The sequence below is a fragment of the Serratia sp. root2 genome, assembly GCF_031931805.1.
In the GTDB taxonomy this organism is placed as follows: Bacteria; Pseudomonadota; Gammaproteobacteria; order Enterobacterales; family Enterobacteriaceae; genus Serratia; species Serratia inhibens.
In genome coordinates this window covers 453090-477215 of sequence record NZ_JAUJXB010000001.1, presented here as the reverse complement: position 1 = coordinate 477215, position 24126 = coordinate 453090, and the positions used below count along the sequence as shown (strand labels likewise).

General features: G+C 50.6%; 24 protein-coding genes and 1 tRNA gene. 11 read left to right on the top strand and 14 right to left on the bottom strand.

Features of this window, described 5'->3' with window-relative positions:
- Positions 1–238 precede the first annotated feature (238 nt).
- Positions 239–314 (top strand) — tRNA-Asn (locus tag QZQ97_RS02205).
- 127 nt (positions 315–441) lie between these two features.
- Here QZQ97_RS02205 and QZQ97_RS02200 read toward each other — a convergent pair.
- The 3 genes from QZQ97_RS02200 to QZQ97_RS02190 are packed head-to-tail and all read right to left on the bottom strand — an operon-like array spanning position 442 to position 4578.
- Entirely contained in the window at positions 442–2901 is a 2460-nt protein-coding gene (locus QZQ97_RS02200) for a DEAD/DEAH box helicase (protein ID WP_330695770.1), read from the bottom strand.
- Entirely contained in the window at positions 2841–3731 is an 891-nt protein-coding gene (locus QZQ97_RS02195) for a hypothetical protein (protein WP_311992051.1), read from the bottom strand. The genes QZQ97_RS02200 and QZQ97_RS02195 overlap by 61 nt, the downstream gene beginning before the upstream one ends.
- Positions 3724–4578 (bottom strand): hypothetical protein, encoded by an 855-nt coding sequence (locus QZQ97_RS02190; protein ID WP_311992050.1) that lies wholly within the window; start codon positions 4576–4578, stop codon positions 3724–3726. Before QZQ97_RS02190 ends, QZQ97_RS02195 begins: the two co-directional genes overlap by 8 nt.
- A gap of 521 nt (positions 4579–5099) precedes the next feature.
- Between QZQ97_RS02190 and QZQ97_RS02185 the strand changes: the two genes are divergently transcribed.
- Both QZQ97_RS02185 and QZQ97_RS02180 read left to right on the top strand, forming a co-directional pair.
- On the top strand, positions 5100–5888 hold the full coding sequence (locus QZQ97_RS02185) for an AbiJ-NTD4 domain-containing protein (protein WP_311992049.1): 789 nt from the start codon (positions 5100–5102) through the stop codon (positions 5886–5888).
- Positions 5885–9199, top strand: coding sequence for an NERD domain-containing protein (locus tag QZQ97_RS02180; protein ID WP_311992048.1), 3315 nt, complete (start codon positions 5885–5887; stop codon positions 9197–9199). The genes QZQ97_RS02185 and QZQ97_RS02180 overlap by 4 nt, the downstream gene beginning before the upstream one ends.
- Before the next feature lie 230 nt (positions 9200–9429).
- Here QZQ97_RS02180 and QZQ97_RS02175 read toward each other — a convergent pair whose 3' ends face one another.
- The 3 genes from QZQ97_RS02175 to QZQ97_RS02165 all read right to left on the bottom strand — a co-directional run bounded on the left by QZQ97_RS02175 (position 9430) and on the right by QZQ97_RS02165 (position 11067).
- Positions 9430–10032 carry a site-specific integrase gene (locus QZQ97_RS02175; protein WP_311992047.1) on the bottom strand — a complete coding sequence of 201 codons (603 nt, stop codon included), beginning with the start codon at positions 10030–10032 and terminating at the stop codon, positions 9430–9432.
- Between the two features lie 126 nt (positions 10033–10158).
- Complete coding sequence (locus QZQ97_RS02170; protein ID WP_311992046.1) at positions 10159–10662, bottom strand: hypothetical protein; 504 nt, start codon at positions 10660–10662, stop codon at positions 10159–10161.
- A gap of 30 nt (positions 10663–10692) precedes the next feature.
- Positions 10693–11067 carry a hypothetical protein gene (locus QZQ97_RS02165; protein ID WP_311992045.1) on the bottom strand — a complete coding sequence of 125 codons (375 nt, stop codon included), beginning with the start codon at positions 11065–11067 and terminating at the stop codon, positions 10693–10695.
- Positions 11068–11387: 320 nt separating this feature from the next.
- Between QZQ97_RS02165 and QZQ97_RS02160 the strand changes: the two genes are divergently transcribed.
- A complete protein-coding gene (locus QZQ97_RS02160; protein ID WP_311992044.1) occupies positions 11388–11540 on the top strand; it encodes a hypothetical protein in 153 nt (50 codons plus the stop codon).
- A gap of 73 nt (positions 11541–11613) precedes the next feature.
- Here the strand turns inward: QZQ97_RS02160 and QZQ97_RS02155 are convergent, their stop codons facing one another.
- Together QZQ97_RS02155 and QZQ97_RS02150 are read right to left on the bottom strand one after the other, a co-directional pair.
- Positions 11614–12276: a dTMP kinase gene (locus tag QZQ97_RS02155; RefSeq protein ID WP_311992043.1), complete on the bottom strand. Its 663-nt coding sequence runs from the start codon at positions 12274–12276 to the stop codon at positions 11614–11616.
- A 112-nt stretch (positions 12277–12388) separates the two neighbouring features.
- Complete coding sequence (locus QZQ97_RS02150; RefSeq protein ID WP_311992042.1) at positions 12389–12838, bottom strand: winged helix-turn-helix transcriptional regulator; 450 nt, start codon at positions 12836–12838, stop codon at positions 12389–12391.
- 186 nt (positions 12839–13024) lie between these two features.
- Here QZQ97_RS02150 and QZQ97_RS02145 point away from each other — a divergent pair, with 186 nt between their 5' ends.
- From QZQ97_RS02145 to QZQ97_RS02135, 3 genes are all read left to right on the top strand, one after another.
- Positions 13025–13660: an NADPH-dependent F420 reductase gene (locus tag QZQ97_RS02145; protein ID WP_311992041.1), complete on the top strand. Its 636-nt coding sequence runs from the start codon at positions 13025–13027 to the stop codon at positions 13658–13660.
- Between the two features lie 44 nt (positions 13661–13704).
- Positions 13705–14670, top strand: coding sequence for an SDR family oxidoreductase (locus QZQ97_RS02140; RefSeq protein WP_311992040.1), 966 nt, complete (start codon positions 13705–13707; stop codon positions 14668–14670).
- Between the two features lie 193 nt (positions 14671–14863).
- Positions 14864–15490 carry an NADPH-dependent F420 reductase gene (locus QZQ97_RS02135; protein WP_311993862.1) on the top strand — a complete coding sequence of 209 codons (627 nt, stop codon included), beginning with the start codon at positions 14864–14866 and terminating at the stop codon, positions 15488–15490.
- A 317-nt stretch (positions 15491–15807) separates the two neighbouring features.
- Here QZQ97_RS02135 and QZQ97_RS02130 read toward each other — a convergent pair whose 3' ends face one another.
- The 3 genes from QZQ97_RS02130 to QZQ97_RS02120 form a co-directional block, all read right to left on the bottom strand.
- Positions 15808–16380, bottom strand: a complete 573-nt coding sequence (locus QZQ97_RS02130; protein WP_311992039.1) for a TetR/AcrR family transcriptional regulator — start codon at positions 16378–16380, stop codon at positions 15808–15810.
- Positions 16381–16476: 96 nt separating this feature from the next.
- Entirely contained in the window at positions 16477–17340 is an 864-nt protein-coding gene (locus tag QZQ97_RS02125; protein WP_311992038.1) for an arginase family protein, read from the bottom strand.
- Between the two features lie 311 nt (positions 17341–17651).
- Positions 17652–18536, bottom strand: a complete 885-nt coding sequence (locus QZQ97_RS02120) for an NAD(P)H-binding protein (protein ID WP_311992037.1) — start codon at positions 18534–18536, stop codon at positions 17652–17654.
- Positions 18537–18614: 78 nt separating this feature from the next.
- On the opposite strand from QZQ97_RS02120, the gene QZQ97_RS02115 reads away from it, so the two are divergent.
- Positions 18615–19229, top strand: a complete 615-nt coding sequence (locus QZQ97_RS02115; RefSeq protein WP_311992036.1) for a TetR/AcrR family transcriptional regulator — start codon at positions 18615–18617, stop codon at positions 19227–19229.
- A gap of 105 nt (positions 19230–19334) precedes the next feature.
- On the opposite strand, the gene QZQ97_RS02110 is transcribed toward QZQ97_RS02115, so the two are convergent.
- The gene (locus QZQ97_RS02110) at positions 19335–19709 is read right to left on the bottom strand and encodes a winged helix-turn-helix transcriptional regulator (protein WP_311992035.1); all 375 of its coding nucleotides are present in this window, start codon (positions 19707–19709) and stop codon (positions 19335–19337) included.
- A 103-nt stretch (positions 19710–19812) separates the two neighbouring features.
- Here QZQ97_RS02110 and QZQ97_RS02105 point away from each other — a divergent pair, with 103 nt between their 5' ends.
- A complete protein-coding gene (locus QZQ97_RS02105) occupies positions 19813–20931 on the top strand; it encodes an NADH:flavin oxidoreductase (RefSeq protein WP_311992034.1) in 1119 nt (372 codons plus the stop codon).
- A gap of 97 nt (positions 20932–21028) precedes the next feature.
- Here QZQ97_RS02105 and QZQ97_RS02100 read toward each other — a convergent pair whose 3' ends face one another.
- Both QZQ97_RS02100 and QZQ97_RS02095 read right to left on the bottom strand, forming a co-directional pair.
- The gene (locus QZQ97_RS02100; RefSeq protein ID WP_311993861.1) at positions 21029–21808 is read right to left on the bottom strand and encodes an SDR family oxidoreductase; all 780 of its coding nucleotides are present in this window, start codon (positions 21806–21808) and stop codon (positions 21029–21031) included.
- Positions 21808–22134, bottom strand: coding sequence for a nuclear transport factor 2 family protein (locus QZQ97_RS02095; protein WP_311992033.1), 327 nt, complete (start codon positions 22132–22134; stop codon positions 21808–21810). Before QZQ97_RS02095 ends, QZQ97_RS02100 begins: the two co-directional genes overlap by 1 nt.
- 90 nt (positions 22135–22224) lie before the next feature.
- On the opposite strand from QZQ97_RS02095, the gene QZQ97_RS02090 reads away from it, so the two are divergent.
- Positions 22225–22551 (top strand): winged helix-turn-helix transcriptional regulator, encoded by a 327-nt coding sequence (locus QZQ97_RS02090; protein WP_311992032.1) that lies wholly within the window; start codon positions 22225–22227, stop codon positions 22549–22551.
- A gap of 582 nt (positions 22552–23133) precedes the next feature.
- Positions 23134–24111, top strand: a complete 978-nt coding sequence (locus QZQ97_RS02085; RefSeq protein WP_311992031.1) for a DUF1852 domain-containing protein — start codon at positions 23134–23136, stop codon at positions 24109–24111.
- Positions 24112–24126 lie beyond the last annotated feature (15 nt).

Sequence of the window (24126 nt, the reverse complement as noted above, 5' to 3'; positions counted from 1 at the left end):
AATAAGAAAAAATGATATTTGCGCGACCTGACGCCGCCACGCAACCGGCGGCCGATGACGCAGGCTTGCACCACCATAAGGCATCTCGCGGCCCGCCGTGGGCCGTTGTGCAGCACTGCACCAATAAAAGCGATAAAAAGCAGCAGGTTGAATAATCTTGCAGCAAACGGAACGGTGAGACGTTTTCACGCTTTACAAGCCCGGGCCACGCCGCTATTATTCGCCCCGTTCACACGATTCCTCTGTAGTTCAGTCGGTAGAACGGCGGACTGTTAATCCGTATGTCACTGGTTCGAGTCCAGTCAGAGGAGCCATATTAGAGAAGCCCGCTCAGGGAAACCTGAGCGGGCTTTTTGCTTTATGGAGTTTTTGACCGGCGGTTATGAGCGAGGAGCGGAAGTTCGCAATTGTCATGACCGCCGGTGACCCTGACCCAAAACCCTACTCTTCATCATCCAAATCCGTAAATGCCTGGAGCAAGATTGCGGCTTGAACCTCCTCTCTAACAACATCCATTTCTGCGGAAGCTCCAGCTTTGAATGAGTCACGCAGTGAGATATACGTTTCAAAGGTTCCAACTCGCGAGGCAATTTTGGTCATTTGTCTTAAAGCCATATGATGACGATCATAGTCACCGGCCCTCACCATCTGCGGAAGCATTTCAATCACGGGAGGCATAGGCACGCCTTGTTCAGCGGCCTTGTAAGCGGCTATCTGTCCAAGCACGCCGCAGAGAAAGCCAATATCAGGCGCAATGCGTATAGCAAATCGGCGAGCCCGTTGTGCTGTAGTGGATTGGTTTGCTTGCTGCTTTACCTCTCCCTCGTGCTTTCGAATGAACACTAGGAGCCAATCTTCAATCTCGATAAGTGTTCGCCCTGCGCACCACATTGATACCAATGTTTTGAGTGCTCTCAATATTCTTTTAGAAGAAGCTCTGGGTTTTGTTGTATTCGTGTAAGAACGGCCAAAAACGGATTCAAGAGCAGTTTGTCTGACGAAAATTGTTAAATCTAAAGGATGGTCAGTAACTATATCCAGTAGCCAGTTGATCCAGTGCTCTGTCGCCGTCTTTTCAACTGGCGCTGTATCAAACGCTGCAACCAATCTTTCGATCAGCTTTGGTGGAACACCATTACGGATAGCAATTTCCCGTTGCCAATCGAGAACGAGGGGGTCTTCCAGTTGTTCCTCAGCAGCCTTGAGAGCTATTCGACGATGTTCGAGCCACTGGTCAGCTCGCAAAGCATTAGTTTCCTTACGCCGAAAAAAACCTAATGAACGGCAAACGATATCGTCGAAGCCGCTCTCTCCTGTTGTGGTGACAGCAGACATACGCCGGATAATTGACTGCACTTTAGGATCCGAATTAGCGGATATTTCGATCCGGTCAAGAAGTAACTCTATCGGATCATATACCTCTTCACAGGCATCCTGTTCCGAGAAAATGATCTTCATAATTCCATCCGACGGAAGGGAGAGGTTATCTATTTCCACACAGATAGGTGTTGCAGGAACAACGATTGCCAAGCCGGTTGCGGCATACGCCGCACGACCAGCCCTCCCGAGCGCATTAAGTATCTCGTGAGGACGTAAGTCCGCACGAGGGTTCCCGCTGGGATCATCAACCGCACTTCTATCGGTTCCAGCAAGAATCACAACATCACACGGCAGATTAAGTCCCTGCGCAATTGTGGATGTTGCGGCGACCACATCAAGTCCTAGGTCCTCACTATCAGTATCCCTACGAGCCCGAAAAACGCTTTCGGTCAGCCGCCGTTCCAATGGTAGCAAGTCACCATGATGAACTGCAGCCCTGCTCCCCATAGGGTCAAATGTAGCTTCGGCCGCTCCAATATCCCTGATAACTGATTTACGCATTTCCTCCTGCGTCACATCCAGAGCGATGGTGGCCGGCGCCAGTAGTTCATTGATCTGGCCTGCAACGCTCCCGCACGCTTTGGTATCGTTGCAGAACACAATCACCCGCTTTCCTATGGCTGCATAGTCTGCCGCTATTCGCGCAGCGACTTCGTTTCTGTTTGATGTCAATTTTCCTTTGGCATTTTTAAGAAGCGACGGCCTTTGATCCGTGAGCGCCTGTATTACCAGCTTCTCTGGCCTTTTAGGATGCCACCCAGAAATCAGGGAAAAGAGTCCAAGAGGTTGTGCGTAAATCCGATTCCTTGCAGCTTTGGTCTTTGCCTTTGATGCAACTTGTACGGCCTCACGCACGTCAGAGCGGTCATAGATGACGCAAGAACGAAGCTGTCGAGTTGGCTTCCAAGGATCGTCGAACGACTCAACCTGCCTTCCCGTTACAGATCGCAACCAACGTGCGATTTCCGCACCGTCAGCGACCATAGCTGACAGTAGTAGTAGGTCTGCTTCCTTACGATGGCGGAGAAACGTCAGGAGCGCCAACATCGAATCAATGGCGCGTGTACTGATTTTCAATGAAGTCGCGGGATCATCTGCACTAATGAGGTGAAACTCATCGAATACAAGGAGACCGACCTTGTCAAAAAGCTCAGGCGCGAAACCAAGGAGGGCAAGGCAACGCTCAGGTGTCATGACGGAGAATGGTGGCAGCTTTTCCCCAAGCTCTTCGAGTGCAACGTCTTCAACGATGCTCACCACCTCTAAGTCACCGATTTGTGCTGAGAGATCAGTCTCGACTTGATCAACGAGCGCGTGAGTAGGAGCCAGGTAAACGACGCTCTCGCCCGCACATAGAGTTGCTGCGATTTTCAGGACGGATAGCGTAGTTTTTCCCGAACCAGTCGGCGACGTCATAACCATAGACCTGCCACGGTTCAGATAACCTGTCCCGATAGCTTTCAGATGATTAATCCACAAAAAAGGCGAGATTGTGTCTGAGACAGAAGCCAGTCGGACCATGCCTTTGGTCGCGCTCCTGATGGCGCTGGCAGTCGAATCAGCATCGCAGCCTGCACTCCATCAATAAGCCGACTCAACAAAGTAGCCAAATGATGCGGACCGGCAAATTGATGATGAACTTTCCCTTCCAACGCTGCGTTAATCTCTACCGCTGAGGCCTCCGACAAGTGGAGAACACGCTTGAGCCTTGAGAGTATATCAGTGTCGGACACAGCGCTACCACGCGCCTCCTGTCCAAGTCCCTGGACCACATAAGCACATTCCCTTAAAAGAAGGTCAGTGGCTACTTCACGACTATCTCGCATTGCAATGTTGTCTTCCTCAAGATCGCGCTCTATCAGCGTCGTGAGATTACCAGTTGCCAATTCCCGCAGGCTCAGGATCAGGGTTCGTCGCACCGCCCGGCGTTCGCCCTTAGCCCGGAGTTGACTCGCGACTTCCGCCGCATCCGCTGCCCGACCAGCAATCAGGAATAAAAGCGTCGCTGAAATTGATGATCCTATTGCATCACTCGAAACAACGGTTGGGCGATCCATTGCTCTCTCTCGAATGCGGCTCAATATTTGATGAGCACTCGCGGCGACAAAAGCCGCAGCGCGCGTTTGCTCAGGTCGAAGATTGAGTACGACATAGGCTTCGAAGGTCGAAGCAAGGCGTCGAACTTGGTCGAGTACCTCGCTTATAGCCTCAGGTTCACCTTCGCGAGACAGAAGGCGCACCGTCGCTAGTTCTATGTGGGCAGCCGTCAATAGCTCGTCTAGCGTTTCAGGATCAAGGCCAGGCAGATCAGGGGCCTGTCGCAAAAGAGCGCGGGAACTAGGGTCAAACATTGGCGATTTCCTCGACTTTGGCAGCCACCTCTCTGGCGAGAAGATCCAAACCCGTGCGCACATCCTTGAAGGCCAGAACGCCAGCCATTCGAGCTTCAAGTTCACCACCAGCGACCGTTTTAAAACCGGCTATGATGTGTAAAAAACTCCCAGCTCTGCGCCGATTCTCACCAGTCGCTACAGCGACTCTGAACTCGCGAGCACCTTCCCAGAAAATTTCATCCACTGCCTCTTCTGCGTCGATACCTGGGACACTCTTCAACAATGTTACGAGCTCGGCTAGGATCTCATCATCGCGATCACCACGCCGAAGTGTTTCTATTTCGGGCCACACGCTAGAGGTGATAAGGTTGCGCGGCGATTTCGAAGCCTTGTCCTCACAGAGCACAATTCGTTTGATCTCACGCACACTTTTATCTAGTTCGATGATGAAGCCGTCAAAACCTTTATCCGCCTGCCGAACGTGGGGTGACGTCATATAGCCGTTTGGAAGCTCTAACCGCGCGGCAACCCAAGAGATATACTGGAATAGAAGCCCGTCCCGGTGAATAATAGACGTTTTGATTCGTTTACTTGCTGCCTTCCTCTCAGTTGCGGTTCCTGACTGGAGTAGCTCGACGTCTTCAGCACGCGGAGCCGTCAGTTTTCTCACGACACTCTCGGCGACCCTGCCTTTCGAAACCCGCCGTCGCGGCTCTAGAGCATCAATTACTCTCTGAGCATTTTCTTCCTGCCGTAAATATAAATAGGCAATCACTTCAATCAGCTTAGCTCGACTTTTATTACTGATTGTCCATTCTGAAAACTCGCACTCTGCAGTTAAGGCCTGATTGAAGGTTATTGGCATCCTATTTTTTCACCTGCAATAGAAGTAATTAATTATAATTTCAGCATGAGAAATTTTTATGAAAACATGTTTGATTCAAAATACTTACGTAAGGAAAACAGGCTTTTTAATTGCATCCGATCACCTTGGTGTAGCTGCACCAATCGATCTTGCAACCAAAGCCACAAGTCAATACAAAAATATAATAAACGAAATACTTCCTTGCGTCTCTGCCACGCGAATCGCTTTGCACAATATTCGCTAGCCAAGAATGAAAACGTGATACCGACCTTTGCCTAACACATCAAGCTTAAATCCGTCCTCGAACTCTGCTCTGTAAATTAAGGCGTGTGGCGAGGACGAACATCTCAACGCGCACCAAACAGCGAGTAGCGAAAATCATGCTAGGTCACAAAATGTCCTTAGCTTGATAGTAATGTGAACAGCATGATTATCAGCCGGATACGGCGAAAACCAGATTCAGCAGCTGAGAAATTTAAAAGGTAATATGGTAGCTTGGGGCGTACGGTTAAGGGGGAACTATGGACTCATTTTCCAGGCGACAGGGTTATTCAAGACCTGACGCAGAAATCAGCATCAGACACGAAGCACCAGAATCGCTGAGAGCAGCGATCGTGTCTATCGCATACCGATGTGGATTCGCCCCCAGCGAACTTCGTCATAGGTTGTGCGGCATCCTTTATAAAACTCCAGATAAGAGCAACTGGTCAGAGTATCCGAATATTGATGACGAAGTCAGAATCCTGATGGACGAGCTTGAATGGTTCGAGGTCTACGATTTCATTGAGCATTTGGCTGAAAAGTCTCTTTACAAGGGCAGTGACTTTTCGGGAGAAGTTAACAGCTATTTTAGGGTGGCCGGCATCGGTTGGCAGCTTCTCGATCAAAAGATTCAAATGCGAGGTACTGAAGCCTTCGAGATAGCAGTGAAAGAAGGACAATTACTACTCTCCCAGCAGCATCGCACGACCGCAGCATATGAGCTACACGAGGCTCTGCAGGATCTATCACGTAGGCCTCAACCTGAAATTAGTGGAGCGATCCAGCATGCGATGGCTGCTCTGGAATGCGTGGCGCGAGACGTTATAGGAAGTAAGGACACGCTTGGTCAATTGATCCAGCGAAATCCCGGGCTTTTTCCCAAGCCTGTAGATCAGATCGTAGAGAAGGCATGGGCCTACTCCTCCAACTTCGGCAGGCATCTCATGGAAAAAAAGCCCCCTGAGTTTGAAGAAGCGGAATTGATGGTCGGGGTGAGTGGAGTGCTATGTCGATATTTAGCGCGTCGTACAGGTAATTCAACCTTATGAGTACAGCACGTCACTATGGGAACGGCATTCGGCTATTTATCGGGGAACGGATAGAACACGCCTCGGATCGCGATGTCTTGGTCACCGTTTGCGATGTTCTAGAAAAGGGCACTGGATGGGCCTACATATTCGCCAACTTCAACGTTAACGGGCGTCAGGTTGATGTTGCAGTCTTTTCCGCCACAACTACTCTCGTTATTGAAGCTAAGGGATACACACTGCCCATCAAGGGAGGTGTGAACGGCCGCTGGACGCAAGTCGGACCGTACGGTAGCCGAAAGCTACGCAACGGGTACACTCAAGCGTTGGATGCCAAAAATGCATTGCGTGATTCAATGGTCGAGTTATTCGGCACTCTTTCCGGGTATCCCAACGCCTTATTAGCCATTACGCCAGCGATTCCATCTGGCTCCTCATTGCCACCGAGTGACTTCAAGGTGAAATCTGGCGGACTGGATGCGATCAAGATTGCTCTCGGTTCAATATCAGGAGCCTTGCTAAGTGAAGATCAATGCCAAGCACTCGCAGCCCATTTAAACCTTGAAGGCGTATCGGGAATAGATGCAGCAATTGATGAAACTGTGCTCATATCGGAGCGAACAGTGTCTTGTTATGAATCCGCTTTCTTGGAGTATCATGGGCCAACTGGTGCACGACTGTTACAAGACCAATACCTCCTTGATGACAAACTGATTTCGGCATCAAATATTCTAAAGAAGGCTATGTCATCGCAATCTGCGCTTCTGATCAGGGGGCCATCAGGATGTGGAAAGTCCTTGCTGAGTGCACGTATCGCCACAGAATGTATGCAGGCTGGTTTACTGCCTATCCACATCCAAGGCAAAGACTTCGAGGGCAAGCTTCAGAAAATAATTGATGCCGAGCTTATGTTACTCGGCGCTTCCGTGCGCGATGTACTGAGAGCAAGTCGTCTCCTTGTAAGGCATATTGTCCTGTTTATTGATGGCTACAACGAATGCCCAGAGCATTTGCAAATTGCTTTGACACGCAGTATTCAAGCGTTTTCACTACGCTATGGTGCCGGCGTCATTATCACCTCACAAGGTGCATTGGCTAGACAAGAGCTTTTGCCCATCGAAGAGATTCAAGTCCGCCCGCCGCAACATGCACTGAAGTCACAGATCGCAAAACTTAGCCAAGAAGATGAAAACTTCATGAACTGCCAAGCTCTACTTGAGATAGCACTCTCTGGGCTTGAAGCGGAACTCATTGGGCAGGCGGCCACATCTTTGCCTGCCGGGGCAAGTACGTTTGTTCTATTCGACACGGTCGCCAGGATGCGCCTAGGCAGTTTCGCAACTGCGGGAATTAGGGCTCTTTCCGGGTTTGCAGAAGAACTAATCTCTCAAACTGCGTTTAGTATGTCCATTCGAGAGTTCGACAGATTTTGCGATGCAACAAGCGTGACAGACACAACTCGGCACGCGATCCTTGACTCACGGCTTGTGCTACAGCGCGGTCACAGACTTAGTTTCTCTCATGAAATGTTTTTCAATGCCTTCATAGCGGAATCTGCGATTCGTGTAGCGCGCACAGACTCTGAGCGTGTGCAAGCTTTTCTACGATCTCCTCGATTCAACGGTTCTAAGACTCTTATTGTCGGCGCGATGGAAGACGATTCGACGCTAAGGGATATTTTGGAGAAGACAACTGATCGGGGCATCCTTGAGTCTTGCGTGCGGGGAGAGTGTGGAGATACCGCGAGACGTATTGTAAAAGCAAAGCTCGATGTGATAATTGCCGAAATGATCGCAGAGATTTCTGAACTGCGCTTCCTACTAAATGGCGAGGGATGGCATAGCTGTTCAATTGAAACTGGCGTTAATCGGCCAATCCTCTCGAAATTCGAAGTTTTTCTTCCCGCTATCGGCTGGCTTTTAATGCAGGGTGTCTACTTAGAGCAAATCATGACAGCATGTCGCGTCATGGACGAGAAAATTGCCGAAGCCAATCGTGATCTCTATGAAGAAGCAATAGCCAAAAAGGTGCCACTTCGGCACGAGACATTTAGCCAAGCCTATGTGTTTAATCATAAGATCGCGCTTTCGCAGCTTGTGTCCTTCGTTCATAGTGGCGGCCTTAGTTTTCGCCATAGTCCAGAGAGCGAATTTGATAAAGCTCTGAAAAAATCATGGAAGGAAGCGAGCACGCATAGCGAATTCTACGTCCTTCTCGGAATCACCAAGTTCACGAAGCAAGCATCATGGGCAGCGCCATGTGTGTTGAATCTTCTTGAACATCTGAAAAGCTTGCCCTACCACCTTCAGCTAGACACGATAGACTTTTGTGTCCACTTAAATAATGTGGATGATTCCGTCAAGGCAAAGATGATCTTGGCACTAGAAGATTCCATAGACAAATTGGGCATATTTATGAACTCTTTGATTTTGGATGCGCTTAAGGGTTTAGGTGGACTAGATGCCGAAGAAGAAAACTACAGAGCGGTGGTCTTAAAGGAGCTCGAAAGTGTGTTCTCCGAGTCAGGAACGCAGTCCGAGACGCGAGCATGGAATATCTTCTCTCGACAGTTCGATCACCCCTATGACAGCATTTATTGGGAAGAGATAAACAATCTCGCCAGGGATCAGAAACAGCAGTTCCTCTTCAAGTCACTCAAAGGGGCGAGTACCGAGTATGTTTTGTTTGTCAGTACTCTAATTAGTCAGCTCGCAAAATTCGGTGACCCAGCAGTTTCCGAGGCTATTGAACCATGGCTTACGTTGCCAGCCAAAAGGTCGGTCATGCCGCAAGATGCTGTCGAAGTTTTTTTTGCAGCGCACGAAGCGATGGGGATTTTGGGCCTTCCACTTCCTACCAATACGACATCACCTGTCGATATCGATGAAGCTATGCAGGCCTGCGGGGAGTTAACTTACTGGGCTTGCAAGCTGAACAATGGTGAACTCGAGTCCTCGCCTCAGACTCTTAATGCGCGGACTACGTTACTGACTTACTCCGCTACGGCAAGTGCCGGAGCACTATGGTCTTCAACATCACGAATGTTGTCTACGGATGGTGCAAGAGTTAACGTTGCGACGCGCTATCCGAAAACAGCCCTAGCTATCTGCCGCGATGCATTGACCAACCATGAGTCGCAGAAAACGTACCACGAACACGGGTTAATGAATGATCTGGCGAGCATAGCTTCCTTTTCCATTCAAGTGATTGGGCAATTTGGTGACGCCGATGACCTGCAACGTTTACGCAGCCTTTGCGACGAAGAGGAGCTAGGTCATGAAGCACTCAACGCGATCCAGAAGATTGAAGACCGTATTCGTTATTTGAAGTAGTCGCGTTCAACAATTTGACGGACGGCTTCTTCCTTAAATTCAGGTGTAAATCGTGGTGTGCCCATACGCTCTTCCTATGCTTAAACTATAGGGCAGGCTCGTCTACCGGGGCGGGGTCAGTCCAGTTTTTGCAAGTAAGCATCAGTTCTAAGGCGCGTATCAAAAGCCGATAGATTTCTTTGTTCGACGGTCCGCTCTGGCACAAGGCTGCTGTTGCAGCCCTGACAACCTTAGACTTCAATCGACTCAGAGATCTCTAACGCATCATCGACTTCAATGCCCAGATAACGCACAGTGCTTTCCAGTTTCTTATGACCTAACAGAAGTTGGATGACCCGGAGATTCTTGGTCTTCTTGTATATCAGGTAAGGTTTTGTTCTTCGCATGGAATGTGTGCTGTACAGCGAATCTTCGAGACCAAGCTTTCCTACCCATCTATGAAAAATACGGTTGTATTGCCGGGTTGAAATGTGTTGGCAAGAACCGACCCTATATTGGAACAAGTACTCTTTACTGTGCAGATTGCCCAGCTTTATTAGCGCTGCAACTGCTTCTCTTGTCCCTTTGGTTATCTCAAATTGGACGGGGATACCGGTTTTCTGTTGTAACACCGTTGCTCTGCTCGAAACAGAACTGCCATATGCAACATCTGATACTTTGAGGTTTACCAGATCACAGCCCCTGAGTTTACTGTCTAAGGCCATGTTGAACAGGGCTAAATCGCGCGTTTTGCCTTCCAATTCAAGTCTAATTCGAATCCCCCAGATATGAGATATCTGAAGCGGTCTTTTTTGTCCGATGATACGGTCTTTGTTCCACGGTGACGTGTTCATGCTCAAATATCCTGCAATGTGGGAGATTTAAGTATGATTGTCCCTCATGAGCGAAGAGCGGACTAAAAGCTCATATCAACGGTCAAAGAATATTTTTCTTTGACCGTTCTCTTTACAGATAAAATATTATCTATTGGTTTTATTATAAATGTCATTGATTATATCGAGATAATACTTTTCCTCATTCCCTTTGAACACTGCTCCGAACTCATGATTAACTTTAACTCCAACACTTTTCAAAAGATCGACTTTTGATTTGGAAGCAGGATCACCATAAAAATGATCAGGGATGTAATATGTTATTTCATGTTGTAATTTTATTTTCTTTGTAAGTCGACTTCTTTCTCTGAATGTAAGCAACCACCAAAGGTCAATCTCAACAAAATCCAAACTTAAGCCTAAGACATATACATCCTTAGTAAAAAAATCATCGATCCAACTATTACCAACATCATTTTCTTTCAACCGTTTTGTAAGTGGTTTGTTGAACGACTCATTGGAATACTGGCTTCCGGTAGTTGTATAACCCCGCATGCTTTGCAAATAACCGCTGTAGTGCTCATAGCCAAGAATTATTGAGTTTGGGTTATTCAATGCTCCATGTATATGCCATACTTTTTTGTTTTTCACCTTGTAATGCCTGAAGATATTGTATTTGCTCTATTTTATTTTACCTTCATTTTTTAAGTCTTCAGGCCTGATACTGTCATCCAAACAATATTCAAATGTCAAGTCATAATTTGTTGTTAAAATATTATCACACTCTAGTTTTATTATTTTATGGTGAATTTCATTTGGCTTTATTTTGTTTATTTTTGATGCAATGTAATTTTTTATTTCATTTTCTAAAAACCCATTTTGGCTTTTATTTAAAATATTAAAATAAATCTCCTCATAGGCTAGTGGAAATGGTTTTTCTTGTGTGTCAATCTTGATTCCATATGTTTCCCCTAGATTATTTAGCACATCAAGCCAAGAGTTTCCATTTGTAATATTATTTATACCATTTCCAACAAGAAGTGAATAATCGCCCATTTCTATACCTTTTTTTTAAATGCATTTTTTACGTTCTACTCCTGATATTACTATACTATTCATCAATATGCTCGACACCGATACATGCTTCAGTGAAGCATACCCAGCAACAGTGATTCTTCGCAAGTAGACCCGTTATCGCGCCCTCAAATTATATATCTTCCACGCATTCACTGTGACTAGGTCGCCTTGTCAACGTCCGCTCCTGGCACAAAACTGCCTATGACGAGGATGTGGTGCATGACCCTACCCCAAAATCCTGCCCCATTTATTACAGAATTCCGGCATGACAAATGCCCCCCGAAACGGATGTAGGGCCGATGAAAAAGTCACGATTTACCGAAGAACAGATTTTCTTTGCCCTGAAGCAGGTCGAGCTGGATATGGCGGTGCCGGAGTTCTGCCATAAGCTGTGGCAGGTCAGAACACTGAGTTTTATTTTCCCGAGTCAAAGACCGAAAGATACTGAGTAGTATCGATTCTGTAGACGCCACATAAATCTGAGGATCACTCTGGAGTGGAGAGTGACGGAATACGTGGTCGTCATTACTGGCGGCATGCGGCGGAAGCTCTGTTCGCAAAACCGATGCCTATAGGGCATCCAAGCACTTTGTAGATCTCAGCAATCACCTGCATCGTTGCGTCTTCGAGAGTTCCTTCATTACGGCATAAAACCCAGCCGTGATTTGCAATTTCTCGCTCGAATGCCTTGGTACAAGCAACATGCTCTTCCAGCTTATAAATCACAGTACTACTTAACCCTCGCGGTCGGGCCGCGGCCCTCGCCCATGAAATATCAGGCGCAGTAACAACCCCGACATGCAGGTCTGGCGTTCGCACGTTTCGCTCAATGTTAAGCTGTAAAATCTCTGCAAATGGAACCATCCGGCGAAACGCGGCATCCGACGGGTACCAGCGATCCATCAAGATAATGCTGTCCGGTGGCTGTTTAGTCAGCACGTGCCGGGAAATCCAGGCACGGCTATCAGCAAAGCGCTCACAAACTTCCAATTCCAAATCCAGGGTGGGATTTCTGGCGAGCTTGTTAACGAGGGCCATTGTTTCCCCCCTGTAGGGATCGCTTTTTTTCTCGCAAAGTCGGATCACCTTCTTGTTGTCTGCCCTGAGTACTTTCGTAATGGCTTCCAACAGTGTGGTTTTACCTGCTCCCTTAGGCCCATCCAGGGAAACAAACAGCTGACGACTCATTCTTGAAATGACGATTGATATACTGTTTTTGTAAAGCTCAAATCTGGCAAAAGCATTTTACTTCCTTCGTATGGACAGCTGAACGCGTGACAGGGCACGTTTGCCCTCTTGCTCATTCGTTGCCAGCGGGAAACATACATCCGCCATTACGAACCAGCACCTTCACCTCTTCGCTCACTTCCACGGGGTTTCGACTTAATCGATCAACCCACTCCTTGCGATGCAGCACGTACGACTTCGAATCGTGCTTCGCGCTCCAAAGGACGATGTTAAGCATGACAGGAATGAGGTCGAGGCCTTTCTCGGTCAGCGTATATAAATCCTTGCGCCCGTCGTCGGGGCTGGGCGCCCTCGCAAGAACACCCTGCTGCTCAAGAAAGGCAAGGCGGGACGCCAGGACATTGGTCGCGATGCCCTCTTCCGATTTCATAAACTCGCCATAGGTCTTCTTACCGGTAAAAACGATGTCGCGAATGATCAAGAGCGACCACCGGTCGCCAAAGATCTCCACGCCGTAATTTACCGCGCAATGGGACCGAATTTCTTTATTCGTCGTTTTCATGGCGAGATCTTACATCGCTTGCCTATCGCAAGCAAACCCCTCTCTTTTTCTCACTTGTTTTTTACAAGTAATTTTACTTGTTTATTGCAAGTGACAAGACTAGCATGACCTGTACGTTGAGTCCGGTTGTGGGATCGCACCTGCAATCCATGAATGATTAACCCCCTATCCGTAAGGAAATTGCACATGAGCACTATCAGCATCATCGGCTCCGGCGGCATGGCGGCGGCGATCGGCGGTCTTGCCGCCAGGGCCGGACATATCGTCGAGGTAATGAGCCGCGACGCTGCCAAGGCGCGGGCGCTGGCAGGGAAGATCGGAGCCGGTGCGACGACGGGAACCTTCGGCGCCATCCCGGCCGGGGATATCGTCATCCTGGCGGTTCCCTACTCCGCCGTTCTCGACGTGCTGAAGCAGTACGGCGAAAAGCTGGCGGGCAAGCTTCTTATCGACATCACCAATCCCATCAAACCTGATTTCTCGGGCTTCCTGACATCTGAAGGCAGTTTCGGCGCGCTGGAGATCGCCAGGGCCGCCCCTGCCGATGCGGATATCGTCAAGGCATTCAACACCCAATTTTCCCACGTGCTGGCCGTTGGTTCAGTCAAAGGTCAGCTGCTGGACGTGTTCATCGCCGGGGACAACGCGCAGGCGAAGGCACGCGCCTCGGCGTTCATTGCGAGCCTCGGGCTGCGCCCGCTGGATACCGGGCCGCTGTTCATGGCCCGGACGCTGGAGCACGCCTGCATGCTGTGTCTGGGCCTCATGACCCACTCCATCAAGCACGCCAACTTCTCGATCGGCGTCAGCCTTCTCGGTTAAACGCACGGCACCACCACTCATATCGCACCTAAAAGGAAAATATCATGCACGTTTTAGTCACTGGCGGGACCGGCCATATCGGCTCGTACATCATTCCCGAACTTATCGCCGCCGGCCACGAGGTCACCGGCCTGGCCAGGTCGGATAAATCCGCCGCTGCGGTGTCCGCGCTCGGCGCCAAGGTGCGTCGCGGGGATATTTCCGACCTGGATGGGCTCAAGGCGGCTGCGGCTGCGTCCGATGGCGTCATCCACGTCGCGCACAGACAAGACCTGCTTCCCGCGGGCGGGATTGACGCCGTGGCCGCAGCAGAGCTCCAGGTCATGCTCGCGTACGGCGAGGCATTGGCCGGAACCGGAAAACCGCTGGTCGTTTCGGGCAGCATTGGCTCGCCTACGAACCTGGGCTGGACGGCACCCGGGGCCAGCTTCCTCGACCGACCGGCGACTGAAGAGGACCCGGCCCTTCCCGGCGGCGATGCGTACAAGGGTTCCCTGCGGGTTCGTAACGTCGTGGAACTCGCGGTAATCGGCCTTGCGGAGCGCGGCGTACGATCCTCGATCGTGCGGATCCCGACTATCGCGCACAGCACGACCGACAATACCGGGTTCCTCCCGCTGCTGATTGGGCTCGCCAAGGAGAAGGGGGTCATCGGCTACCCTGGAGACGGCGCAAACCTGTGGCCGGCCGTGCATGCCCGCGACCTCGCCTCGCTGTTCCGCCTGGCGCTGGAGAAGGGTCCGGCCGGCAAGACCTGGCATGGGCTCGAAAGCGAGGGTATCCCGTTCCGCGAGATCGCCGAGGCCATTGGCAGCCGTCTGGGCCTGCCCGCGGTGAGCATTCCCATCGATACACTCATGCTGCCGGGATACTTTGGGTTCCTCGCGAATCTGGTCACGCTGAACCTCCCGGCGTCCAGCCTCATCACCCGCCAGACCCTCGGCTGGGAACCCGCCCAGCCCGGGTTGCTCGCCGATTTGGACAACGGCCATTACTTCCCTGCCCGTTGAGCTGAGCCGGGACAGGGATCCGGATCGCAACGAGCCTGGCAGACGGCAGTGTCGCAATGCCCTGCCCGTTCGGGCAAAGACGTTGCCGACCCGGCGATGGCATCAGGGATGATGCGGGAGGCTCGACGCACACGACATATCAACCGGGGGGCCCGTTTAGCGATTACGGGCAGTACCCCAACTCACGAGGAATCTGCATATGAGCACTATCAGCATCATAGGATCAGGCGGTATGGCCACGGCTATCGCCAAGCGTACCGCCACGGCTGGACATACCCTTGAGGTGATCGGCCGCGACACTGCCAAGGCCCAGGCGCTGGCCGACCAGCTGGCAGCCGGAGCGACCACAGGGACGTACGGCGCGGCGCCGGCGGGCGACATCGTCATTCTCGCCGTGCCGTACAGCAGCGTTGCAGCGGTGGTGGCCGACTTTGGCGAAACGCTCGGCAACAAGGTGATCATCGACATCACGAACCCGGTTGCCCCCGGCCTCTCGGGCCTCGTCACTCCCCACGGCAGTTCCGCGGCACAGGAGATCGCCAAGCTCCTCCCCGCCAACGCGCATGTCGTGAAGGCGTTCAATACCCTCTTCGGCCACGTACTGGCCAAAGGTGGACGCCTCGACGCGTTCATCGCAGCCGACGATCCGCAGGCGAAGGCACACGTATCGACCTTTCTCGAAAGCCTCGGGTTGCGTCCGTTCGATGTCGGCGGTCTGCAAATGGCCCAGACACTGGAGTCGCTCGGCCTGATGATGATCGGCCTGGCCAAGAATGGCGCCGGCAGCTGGGACATCGCCATGAAAGTCGATATCGGCTGAATCAGACACCACAGCTTCACCAGCAGCACTGGCGCGGGCCTCCGAGATAGCCGCAAGCGCCAGTCCAAGCGGAGCCTAACACCGATGCAGGACCAATGACGGCCATTTGGGTGATCTTGACAGGCGGGATGTTTTATTAGTTATCAGACAATTAGTGGCAATGGCGTTCCCGACCAGAGGAGCCATATTGGAAAAGCCCACTTAGGGAAACTTAAGTGGGCTTTTTGGTTTTTTGACCGGCGGCTATGAGCGAAAAGCGGACCTCAGCGATTCAGCGATAAGGAAAGGGATCTTAGTCGCAAAGGCTGTAGGTTAAATCACATGAGTATTTTCGCTATCAGCTCACGGAAGGTCGGAATATCTTTTATTAAGGAAAACGCCGGGTTGATAGCCTTACGGGCGATTAGTCCGTCAATAAAAGCAAACAAGATGATGGTGATCTCTTCAGTATTGATATCCCGGCGAAACTCTCCTGCCGCAATTCCTTTCTCAATGATCGCCGCAATGCCTTGCCGCATAATCTTATCGCTGGAGATAAAGGTTTTCTTCAGTTCCTGATTACGTGATGACTCAGCCATGATTTCTACCCACAAAAGATGCGTAACCGGGTACCCCACATCGCTGATACAGGAGGCAACTTGTGTGCAAATTCTGTCAAAGTGCGAGCAGGTATAAGGCACATCATGCGCGGTCAGGGCAGAGTTTTGCTCTTCCAGCACGATAGCCTCAATAAGCTCATTCTTGCTTTTAAAATAAGTATACATCGCACCCTGACTGATACCGGCCCGGGTGGAAATTTCACGTACGCTGGTTGCACTAAAGCCTTTTTCAGCAAAACAAGCGGCGGAAGCGGTAATCAGCTTATGGTAGGTATCCGTATCTTTTAACATGATCACCTTGGTTCAACATTGAAAAGCGGATTTTAACCCGCTTTAAAACCGCGAGCCAGATCAGCAATTACCTGCCCTGGAATTGGTTTTATCCAATTACTTCATAAGCGGTAAGGCGCTGAGCAAATTCTTAAGATTAATCATATCCCACGGCATATGTTCAGCTATGGTCAGCCCGACAGCTTCTGCTTCAGACGTGGCCTGATTAATCAGCTTAAGCACATCCTCAATGGTCAGTTTCCCTTCAGCAACATCACCAAAATCATGTTCACCTCTGCCGGGTTGTGCAAACAGAACCGAGCGGAACAGCGCCGGATCCAGTACGTCAAGATCAAGATGGATGGCCAGATATTCGATTTTCTCTTTAGCAATCCATTCCATAACCTCACCGCCTCCAGCTTTGATCTGCTCCGGGCCGGAGGTTGCTATCTGATGGCTGGCCAGGTAGTCACGCTCATAATCCAGCGGGTCATGAATGCCAGCAATCATAATTTTCGACGGTGATAATTTGTGCCGAACATGACTGACTAAATCTTTGTCACCGGTACCTATCAATGCCCCAAGTACATGTGCATGGGCATTTGAATACTGTTCTGTCGTTTGCACGTCAGGATGTGAGTCAATCCAGAGCACGCCGAGTTTTTCACCATATTTATTCAGCAGGTGCGCAAAAGGGGCGAGAGAAACCAGGCAGTCTCCGCCCAAAACGACAACGGTATCGGGGTCATGCTTTTCAATCAGGGCAGTTGCATCGCCAAGCTGCCTGAGGAGCTGAGGTTTGGCAGTTATGCCGTCCACCTCATTCAGAGGTTCAGCACCCGGTAAAGCGACCGGAACTGTTTCGACGGGGCCTCTGGCTTCCGGCGAAAGGAAGGAAAGCAGAAGGGAGCCGAGGTGATAAGGAGGATTGTTTCCTCCCTGCCACTGGGGAAAAGAGAGTCGAAGAGTTTTCTTAGTCATACATTACCTGCCTTTACTTAATAGTCTTAAAATCATTGCATTACAGTCAGGTTTTTAGCCTTCAGAAGTTTTACTGATAAAAGGTGAATCATAGTACATCAGTGAATGAATGATCATTCATTGCGTGCTATGAGTGATTTGTACTATGGATGCTGAACGAATTTACTGACAAATATATATCAAGTGCGATTTTAACTGACAGAAGAGAGATTTTAGAAGAGCTCGCTCAGGGAAACCTGAGCGGGCTTTTTGCTCTTTTGCGTGCGAGAAATGACCTGACCAAAACCTTTCAACTTGAGGATGACCTGTATCTAGCCTTTGAAAAACGCGATATTTTCCTGAAGCCAATCTGACAATGAGCGCGGAGGCGATCCCGTTAATGCTTCGACCGTCAGAGTTCGCTCAATCAGAACCGAATGGTTGAAAACGCGATCCAGTCCAACAAGCAGTTCAGTGACAAATGATGAAAAACCGCCCGCAAGTAATGCAGCGCGCTGTTCATCGGGCGAGCGGTCAATATAGGTGACCGTACGGCCTAAAAGAGGGGACAATTTTTCTGCAACCTCATGCATTGTCCAATTGCGCGGCCCCGTCAGGTGATAAGCGCGTTGGGAGTTATCTGCAACCTTTTCAAGTAGCGCAACGCGTGCCACATCGGCGACATCCCGAGTGTCAATCAGATTGACACGCCCGTGACCTGCCGCACCAGCCCAGGTTCCAGCAGCGACCTGACTTCCTGCACGCTTGAGTACATCCATGAAAGTGGTCGGTCTCAATAGGGTTGAGGCCACGGGTTGTTGGGCCAGATGAGCCTCTATTATTGCATGCCATGCAAAAGGGTTAAGGGGGGTCGCCGGCCCCATCACCGAAAGTTTAACGATATGCCGCACGCCTGTTTTTACCGCAGCGTCAATGAGTGCTATCTCATTAGCAACCTGCTGGGGGGACGTACCCTGGGCAATAAAAAGCTTATCGACACCTGCCAGCCCCGTTTCTAACGTTGAGGGCTTATCAAAATCCACAACAACAGAGGATACCTTGTCGGAAATATTTTCAGCTGTCTTCTGCCGCGTGAGTGAAATCACCTCCACTGGGTCTGCCGCAAGCGTATTGACCAAGTGCGAACCGACCCGACCTGTCGCCCCCGCTACAGCGATGCGAAGTTTAGGCACTTGAGTATTCGATTGATTAAGCATGATGAATCCTTATTATATGCTGGAACGATCAGTCCAACTATCCTGGTACGATCATTCCAGATTGTCAACGGAGGATTTATGAGCGGTAAACCGCAATACGACGAAAGCGCCGTGCTGAATGCAGCGATAGGTGTTTTCTGGGGGCATGGTTATGCGAACGCATCCATCAGCGATCTCACTGAAGCAACAGGTCTTTCCCGGTCCAGCCTTTATCAGCGATTTGGGGATAAGGACGGGCTATTCAACGAGTGTCTCAAACTGTATACGGACCGCGTCCTGACGCGCATGAATTCGATTCAATCCGAGTCCTCCAGAGCCAGCGTGGATGCATTGCTGCGTGAATTTCTCCCGGATAGCGCTGGTATAGATAACCCCAAGGGTTGCCTGCTGTCTCGCAGCCTCACCGAGCAAGCAGACCTTACAGCCGCGGGGAAAATGACGATGAACTCGGGGATTTGCCAACAGCGGCAGGTATTGTCAAACCTTCTGGCGAAGGGGCAACGGACGGGTGAAATCGGGCCGAATGCCGATCTGGACCTGTTGGCCTGGCATTACTTCGGAATACTGCAGTCCGTTGTGAATCTCCCCTCCGCCGGAGCAAGCCGACAGACGCTTTCACAGCTCATTGATATTGCGATGTCGGCATGGCCAAAAAACGAGATTACCCATCCAGGTTCTGATGGAACAACCTGAATAGGCAGCATCAATGATACCGGGGCTCCTACTTCCCGCCGTTCAGGAACGGGAATGGATAGCGCCGGCATTTCACTTAAACGACAAACGCTGATTCCCCCCTTTTCACTTCATCCCGGCAGCCTGGTCAAACTGCAGTCTGGCGGCTTCGACTTCAGGCAATTTATCGAGCGTCCATAGGTGCAGTTCACGAAAGGGTTTCTGCAAGGTTCGGCCCAGTTGCGTAATTTCGTATTGCACGGCCACCGGCGAGAAAGAGATAACCTGTCGCGAGATCAGTCCATTACGTTCCAGCCGCCGCAGGCATTGCGTCAGGGCCTTCTGTGAAACGCCCTCAAGACGACGTCTGATGGCGTTGAAGCGCTGTGGTTCATCATCAACGACAGCCAGAACCATCATCGACCATTTGTCTGCGATTTGATCGAACAATGCCCGGCTTGGGCAATCCGACGAGAAGCACTGTGGGTGTAAAGTCAGCATGCGGGGTTTCCTTTGGTATACCTAGGCTACTCAAGGTGCCTAATTGACATCAGGTATATAAAATATACCTAATAGAGCTCCCAACACAATGGAGTTAATTTGTATGTCTCAAAATACATCCAGTATTCTTTTCAGTCCTTTTTCCGTGCGTTCTCTTCAAGTGAAAAACCGGATCGTAATGGCGCCCATGACGCGACTTTTTGCACCGGACGGTATACCGGGAGAAGCAAATGCGGCCTACTACCGGCGTCGCGCAGAGGGGGGTGTTGGTCTGATCCTTTCGGAAGGCACCGTCGTTGATCGCCCGGCGTCACGAAACGATTCCGGCATCCCTTTTTTCCACGGAGAAGCGGCACTGGCTGGCTGGAAAAACGTGATTGACGCCGTACATCATGCGGGTGGCCGCATGGCGCCACAGATCTGGCATACCGGTGCAGCGCGTTATATCAACGGCTGGGAACCGGATGCCCCTGTGGAAAGCCCGTCAGGTTTCGATGCGCCCGGAGACCCGCGCGGCGTGGCAATGAACGAAGAAGATATCGCTGATACGGTTTCGGCGTTCGTAAAGGCGGCGGCAGATGCCAAACGTCTGGGCTTCGACACGGTCGAAATCCATGGCGCTCATGGATTTTTGATCGACCAGTTCTTCTGGGCCGGCACCAATCTGCGTACCGATCGCTACGGTGGCCCCACCATCAAAGAACGTACGCGCTTTGCCAGTGAGATTGTCTCTGCTGTTCGCCATGCCGTCGGTCCTGATTTTCCGATTATCATGCGTGTTAGCCAGTGGAAGCAGCAGGACTACGGGGTACGAATTGCCGAAACCCCGGCAGCGATGGAAGCATGGTTATTGCCGCTGGTTGAGGCCGGCGTCGACATCCTGCACTGTTCGCAACGGCGTTTCTGGGAGCCGGAATTCCCTGAGATTGACGGTGAAAACGGCCTGAACTGTGCGGGTTGGGCGAAAAAAGTGACCGGAGCCGCGACGATTAGCGTGGGCTCGGTTGGCCTGGATAACGATGTTACCCATGCTTTCGCCGGAAAGGGATCGGCTCCTGCAAGCCTGGAGCGGCTCATCGAACGCATGGAGCGTGAAGAGTTTGATCTCATCGCTGTGGGCCGCGCCCTGCTGAGCGATCCGGATTGGGTAACGAAAGTGGAAGATGACAACTACACCGCGTTGAACGGGTTTCATCCGGCATCGCTGGCTGAATTGGTTTAAGACAGCACGGCAGGCGTTTCAAGTCTATGCATAAGGCGGCCCCTGTAAATCGGGGCCGTCTGGATAATGATAATATCGTTTTGTAAGCGATACAGGGTTACACCGTCGGGATGGTGCCGCCATCTATCACATATTCGGTACCGGTAATGGTGGCAGCATAAGATGAAGCGAGGAAGGCAATAAGATTCGCCACCTCGATGGGCTTTGACGGACGCCCCAGCGGAATGCCACCCAGGGCATTCATGATGATCTGCTTGCCGCCTTCGTAGTCCGTTCCCGCCTGCTGCGCCAGGCGTTCCGCCAGTGCCACCGAAGCTTCGGTTTCGATCCAGCCGGGCGCAACGCGCACCACCCGAACCCCCTTCGGCGATACCTCTTTCGACAGGCTTTTGCTGTACGTTGACAACGCCGCTTTAGCTGCCGCATAGCCGGTGGTCGACTCCGGTAACGGCAGCTCACGCTGGATAGAGGTGACGTGAATGATCACCCCGCCCCCCTGCACCAGCATCCCTGGCAACAGCGCACGATCCAGGCGTACTGCGGGCAACAGATTAAGATTGAGTTCCTGCTGCCACTCCTCTTCGCCCAACGCCGCAAAGCCACCGCCGGGTGCGGTAGAGCCGCCCGCGACATGGACGATGACGTCGACCCCGCCCAGGTGCGCCTGAACGGCTTCCGCTACTGAGGCACAGCCTTTGACCGTGGTCAGGTCCGCCGCCACGAAGATGTCTGCAATACATTCCGTGGGCGCGTGGCGCGCAGTGGTTAACACCCTGGCGCCCTGCTGTTTTAACAGTCCGACGACCGCTTTACCGACGCCTTTGGTACCCGCGGTAACCAGCACCCGTTTACCCTGGAAATCAAGATCCAACGACATCATAGAATCTCCAGGGTGTTGATCTTGTCGCCGACCAGACCGAAAGCATGCTTAAGCACTACCGGGCTGCCGGGAAAGTTACCGACGACATTCGAGGTGACCGTCACCCGGTCGCCTTCGGCAAGAACCTGAATCGGCTCAACGCTGTAGTCAAACGTGGCCTGTGCGGCACGTTGCCATGCCTCGATCGCCGCGTGCCCCTGATGGGTTTTACCTTCGTCGATCACGACGGCATCGGCGGTAAAACATTGCTTAACGCCGGCGATATCGGCACCATTACTGATCGAGAAATAGGCAGAAATAGCCTGCGGTAGTGATAATGACATGGCTCTGTACTCCCGTTATTTACAGTACGGATATCTTCAACATAGACTGTGAAATTGACAAGTACGCACGAAAAAGTGAGTTACTGAATTATGAGTAAGTTATATAACCCGGAATCGGCCGCAAGCGGCGTGGAGCAAGTCCTGCGACTGCTGGAAGGCCGCTGGAAATTAATCATTCTTTTTCATCTGTTCGACGGAAAGGTACAGCGCTATTCCGATTTTGAAAAACTGATCCCCGCCATTTCGCAGAAGATGCTGGCGCAGCAACTGCGACAGCTGGAAGCCGACGGGATCGTGTCGCGGATGGTGTATCCCCAGGTACCGCCGAAAGTGGAATATCGGCTCACTGAGTGGGGGCAAGCGCTGTGCCCCGCTCTCGATGCAATGCTGAAATGGGCGGAAAAACGTGAGGTTTAACCGCCCCGAAAACTGAGCCGATTAAGACGTTACCCGATTGCATTGCTTCTCAGGGCGCAAAGATTGCCGAGGTAACAAGAGTGACCTGTCCCCCGTTGACTGACTTTGTCGACGTCCGCTCCTTACACCAAGCGGCCAGACCGAGATGCTGTCAGGTCTGCTATGAGCGGAAGCGGACCTCACTGGCATCCGGTTGGATTTAGTAAGAAAGTGCAGGTAAATCGATGCAATATGAGCGAAGCTCAAGCCACGCTTTTCTGAGCCATGAAGGCGCCCTCCCATATCTTTAAATCTTACCACCAGGTCTGTTCAGTCAGCCGCCTCTGCCACCATGGATCCCCGCAGCAAATCTTGTGAGCGAGGGCTTCTGACGATGCCGGGCATGAGGGGCCGTGACATCATGAAGATGGCTCATGTGGTAATGAAATTAAGTCGCTTTCACTCATCCCATGGCTCTGGCATAAAAGATGCATTGTTAACGTATTGACAACATGAAGACTGACGAATGAGAAAGTCAGTGATTTCTGGGGAATCAAGAAATCAATTCAGTTTTCATGTCAGAACTCAGGGTGCAAGATCACTATGAATAAAGATTTTACTTTTACGCTTAAGCGCAGTGTTTTCGATGAAAACTATAACCCTTCCGAAAATACGCGTATCACGACTAATTTTGCCAATTTGGCCAGAGGAAAGAACCGCCAGGAGAACTTGCGCAACACGTTAGTGATGATTGACAATCGTTTCAATACACTGGCGCATTGGGACAACCCTAAAGGCGATCGTTATTCTGTCGAACTCGAAATCATTTCTGTTGAGATGAATATTGAAGGTAATGGCAATACCTTCCCAGTGATTGAAATATTGAAAACCAATATCGTTGATAAAAAAACCAACAAACGCATTGAAGGTATTGTAGGGAATAATTTTTCTTCTTACGTGCGGGATTATGACTTTAGCGTATTGCTGTCAGCGCACAACAAGAACCAACCTAAATTCAGCATTCCCGCTAATTTTGGTGATTTACACGGCAACATATTTAAATACTTCATCAATTCAGAGGCGTACAGGGATAACTTTAATAAAAACCCAGTTATATGCCTAAGTGTTTCAAGTAAAAACACCTATTACCGGACGGGTAATGAGCACCCTGTATTGGGCGTGGAATATCAGCAAGATGAACCTTCATTGACCGATGAATATTTCAATAAAATGGGGCTAAAGGCTCGCTACTTCATGCCTAAAAACAGTGTTGCGCCTTTGGCTTTTTACTTTAATGGCGACTTGCTCAGCGATTACACTGATCTTGAACTTATCAGTACCATCAGTACGATGGAGACTTTCCAAAAAATTTACCGGCCTGAGATTTACAATGCCAATTCTGCAGCAGGGCAATACTATCAGCCAAGCTTGAATCAACAGGATTATTCTTTAACTCGAATCGTTTACGATCGAGAAGAACGTAGCCAGTTAGCCATCGAGCAGGGAAAGTTTACCGAAGAGAATTTCATTAAACCATACCAAACTGTTCTTGAGCAATGGTCTGCCAATTGCGTTCTTTGATTAACAAAAATACAG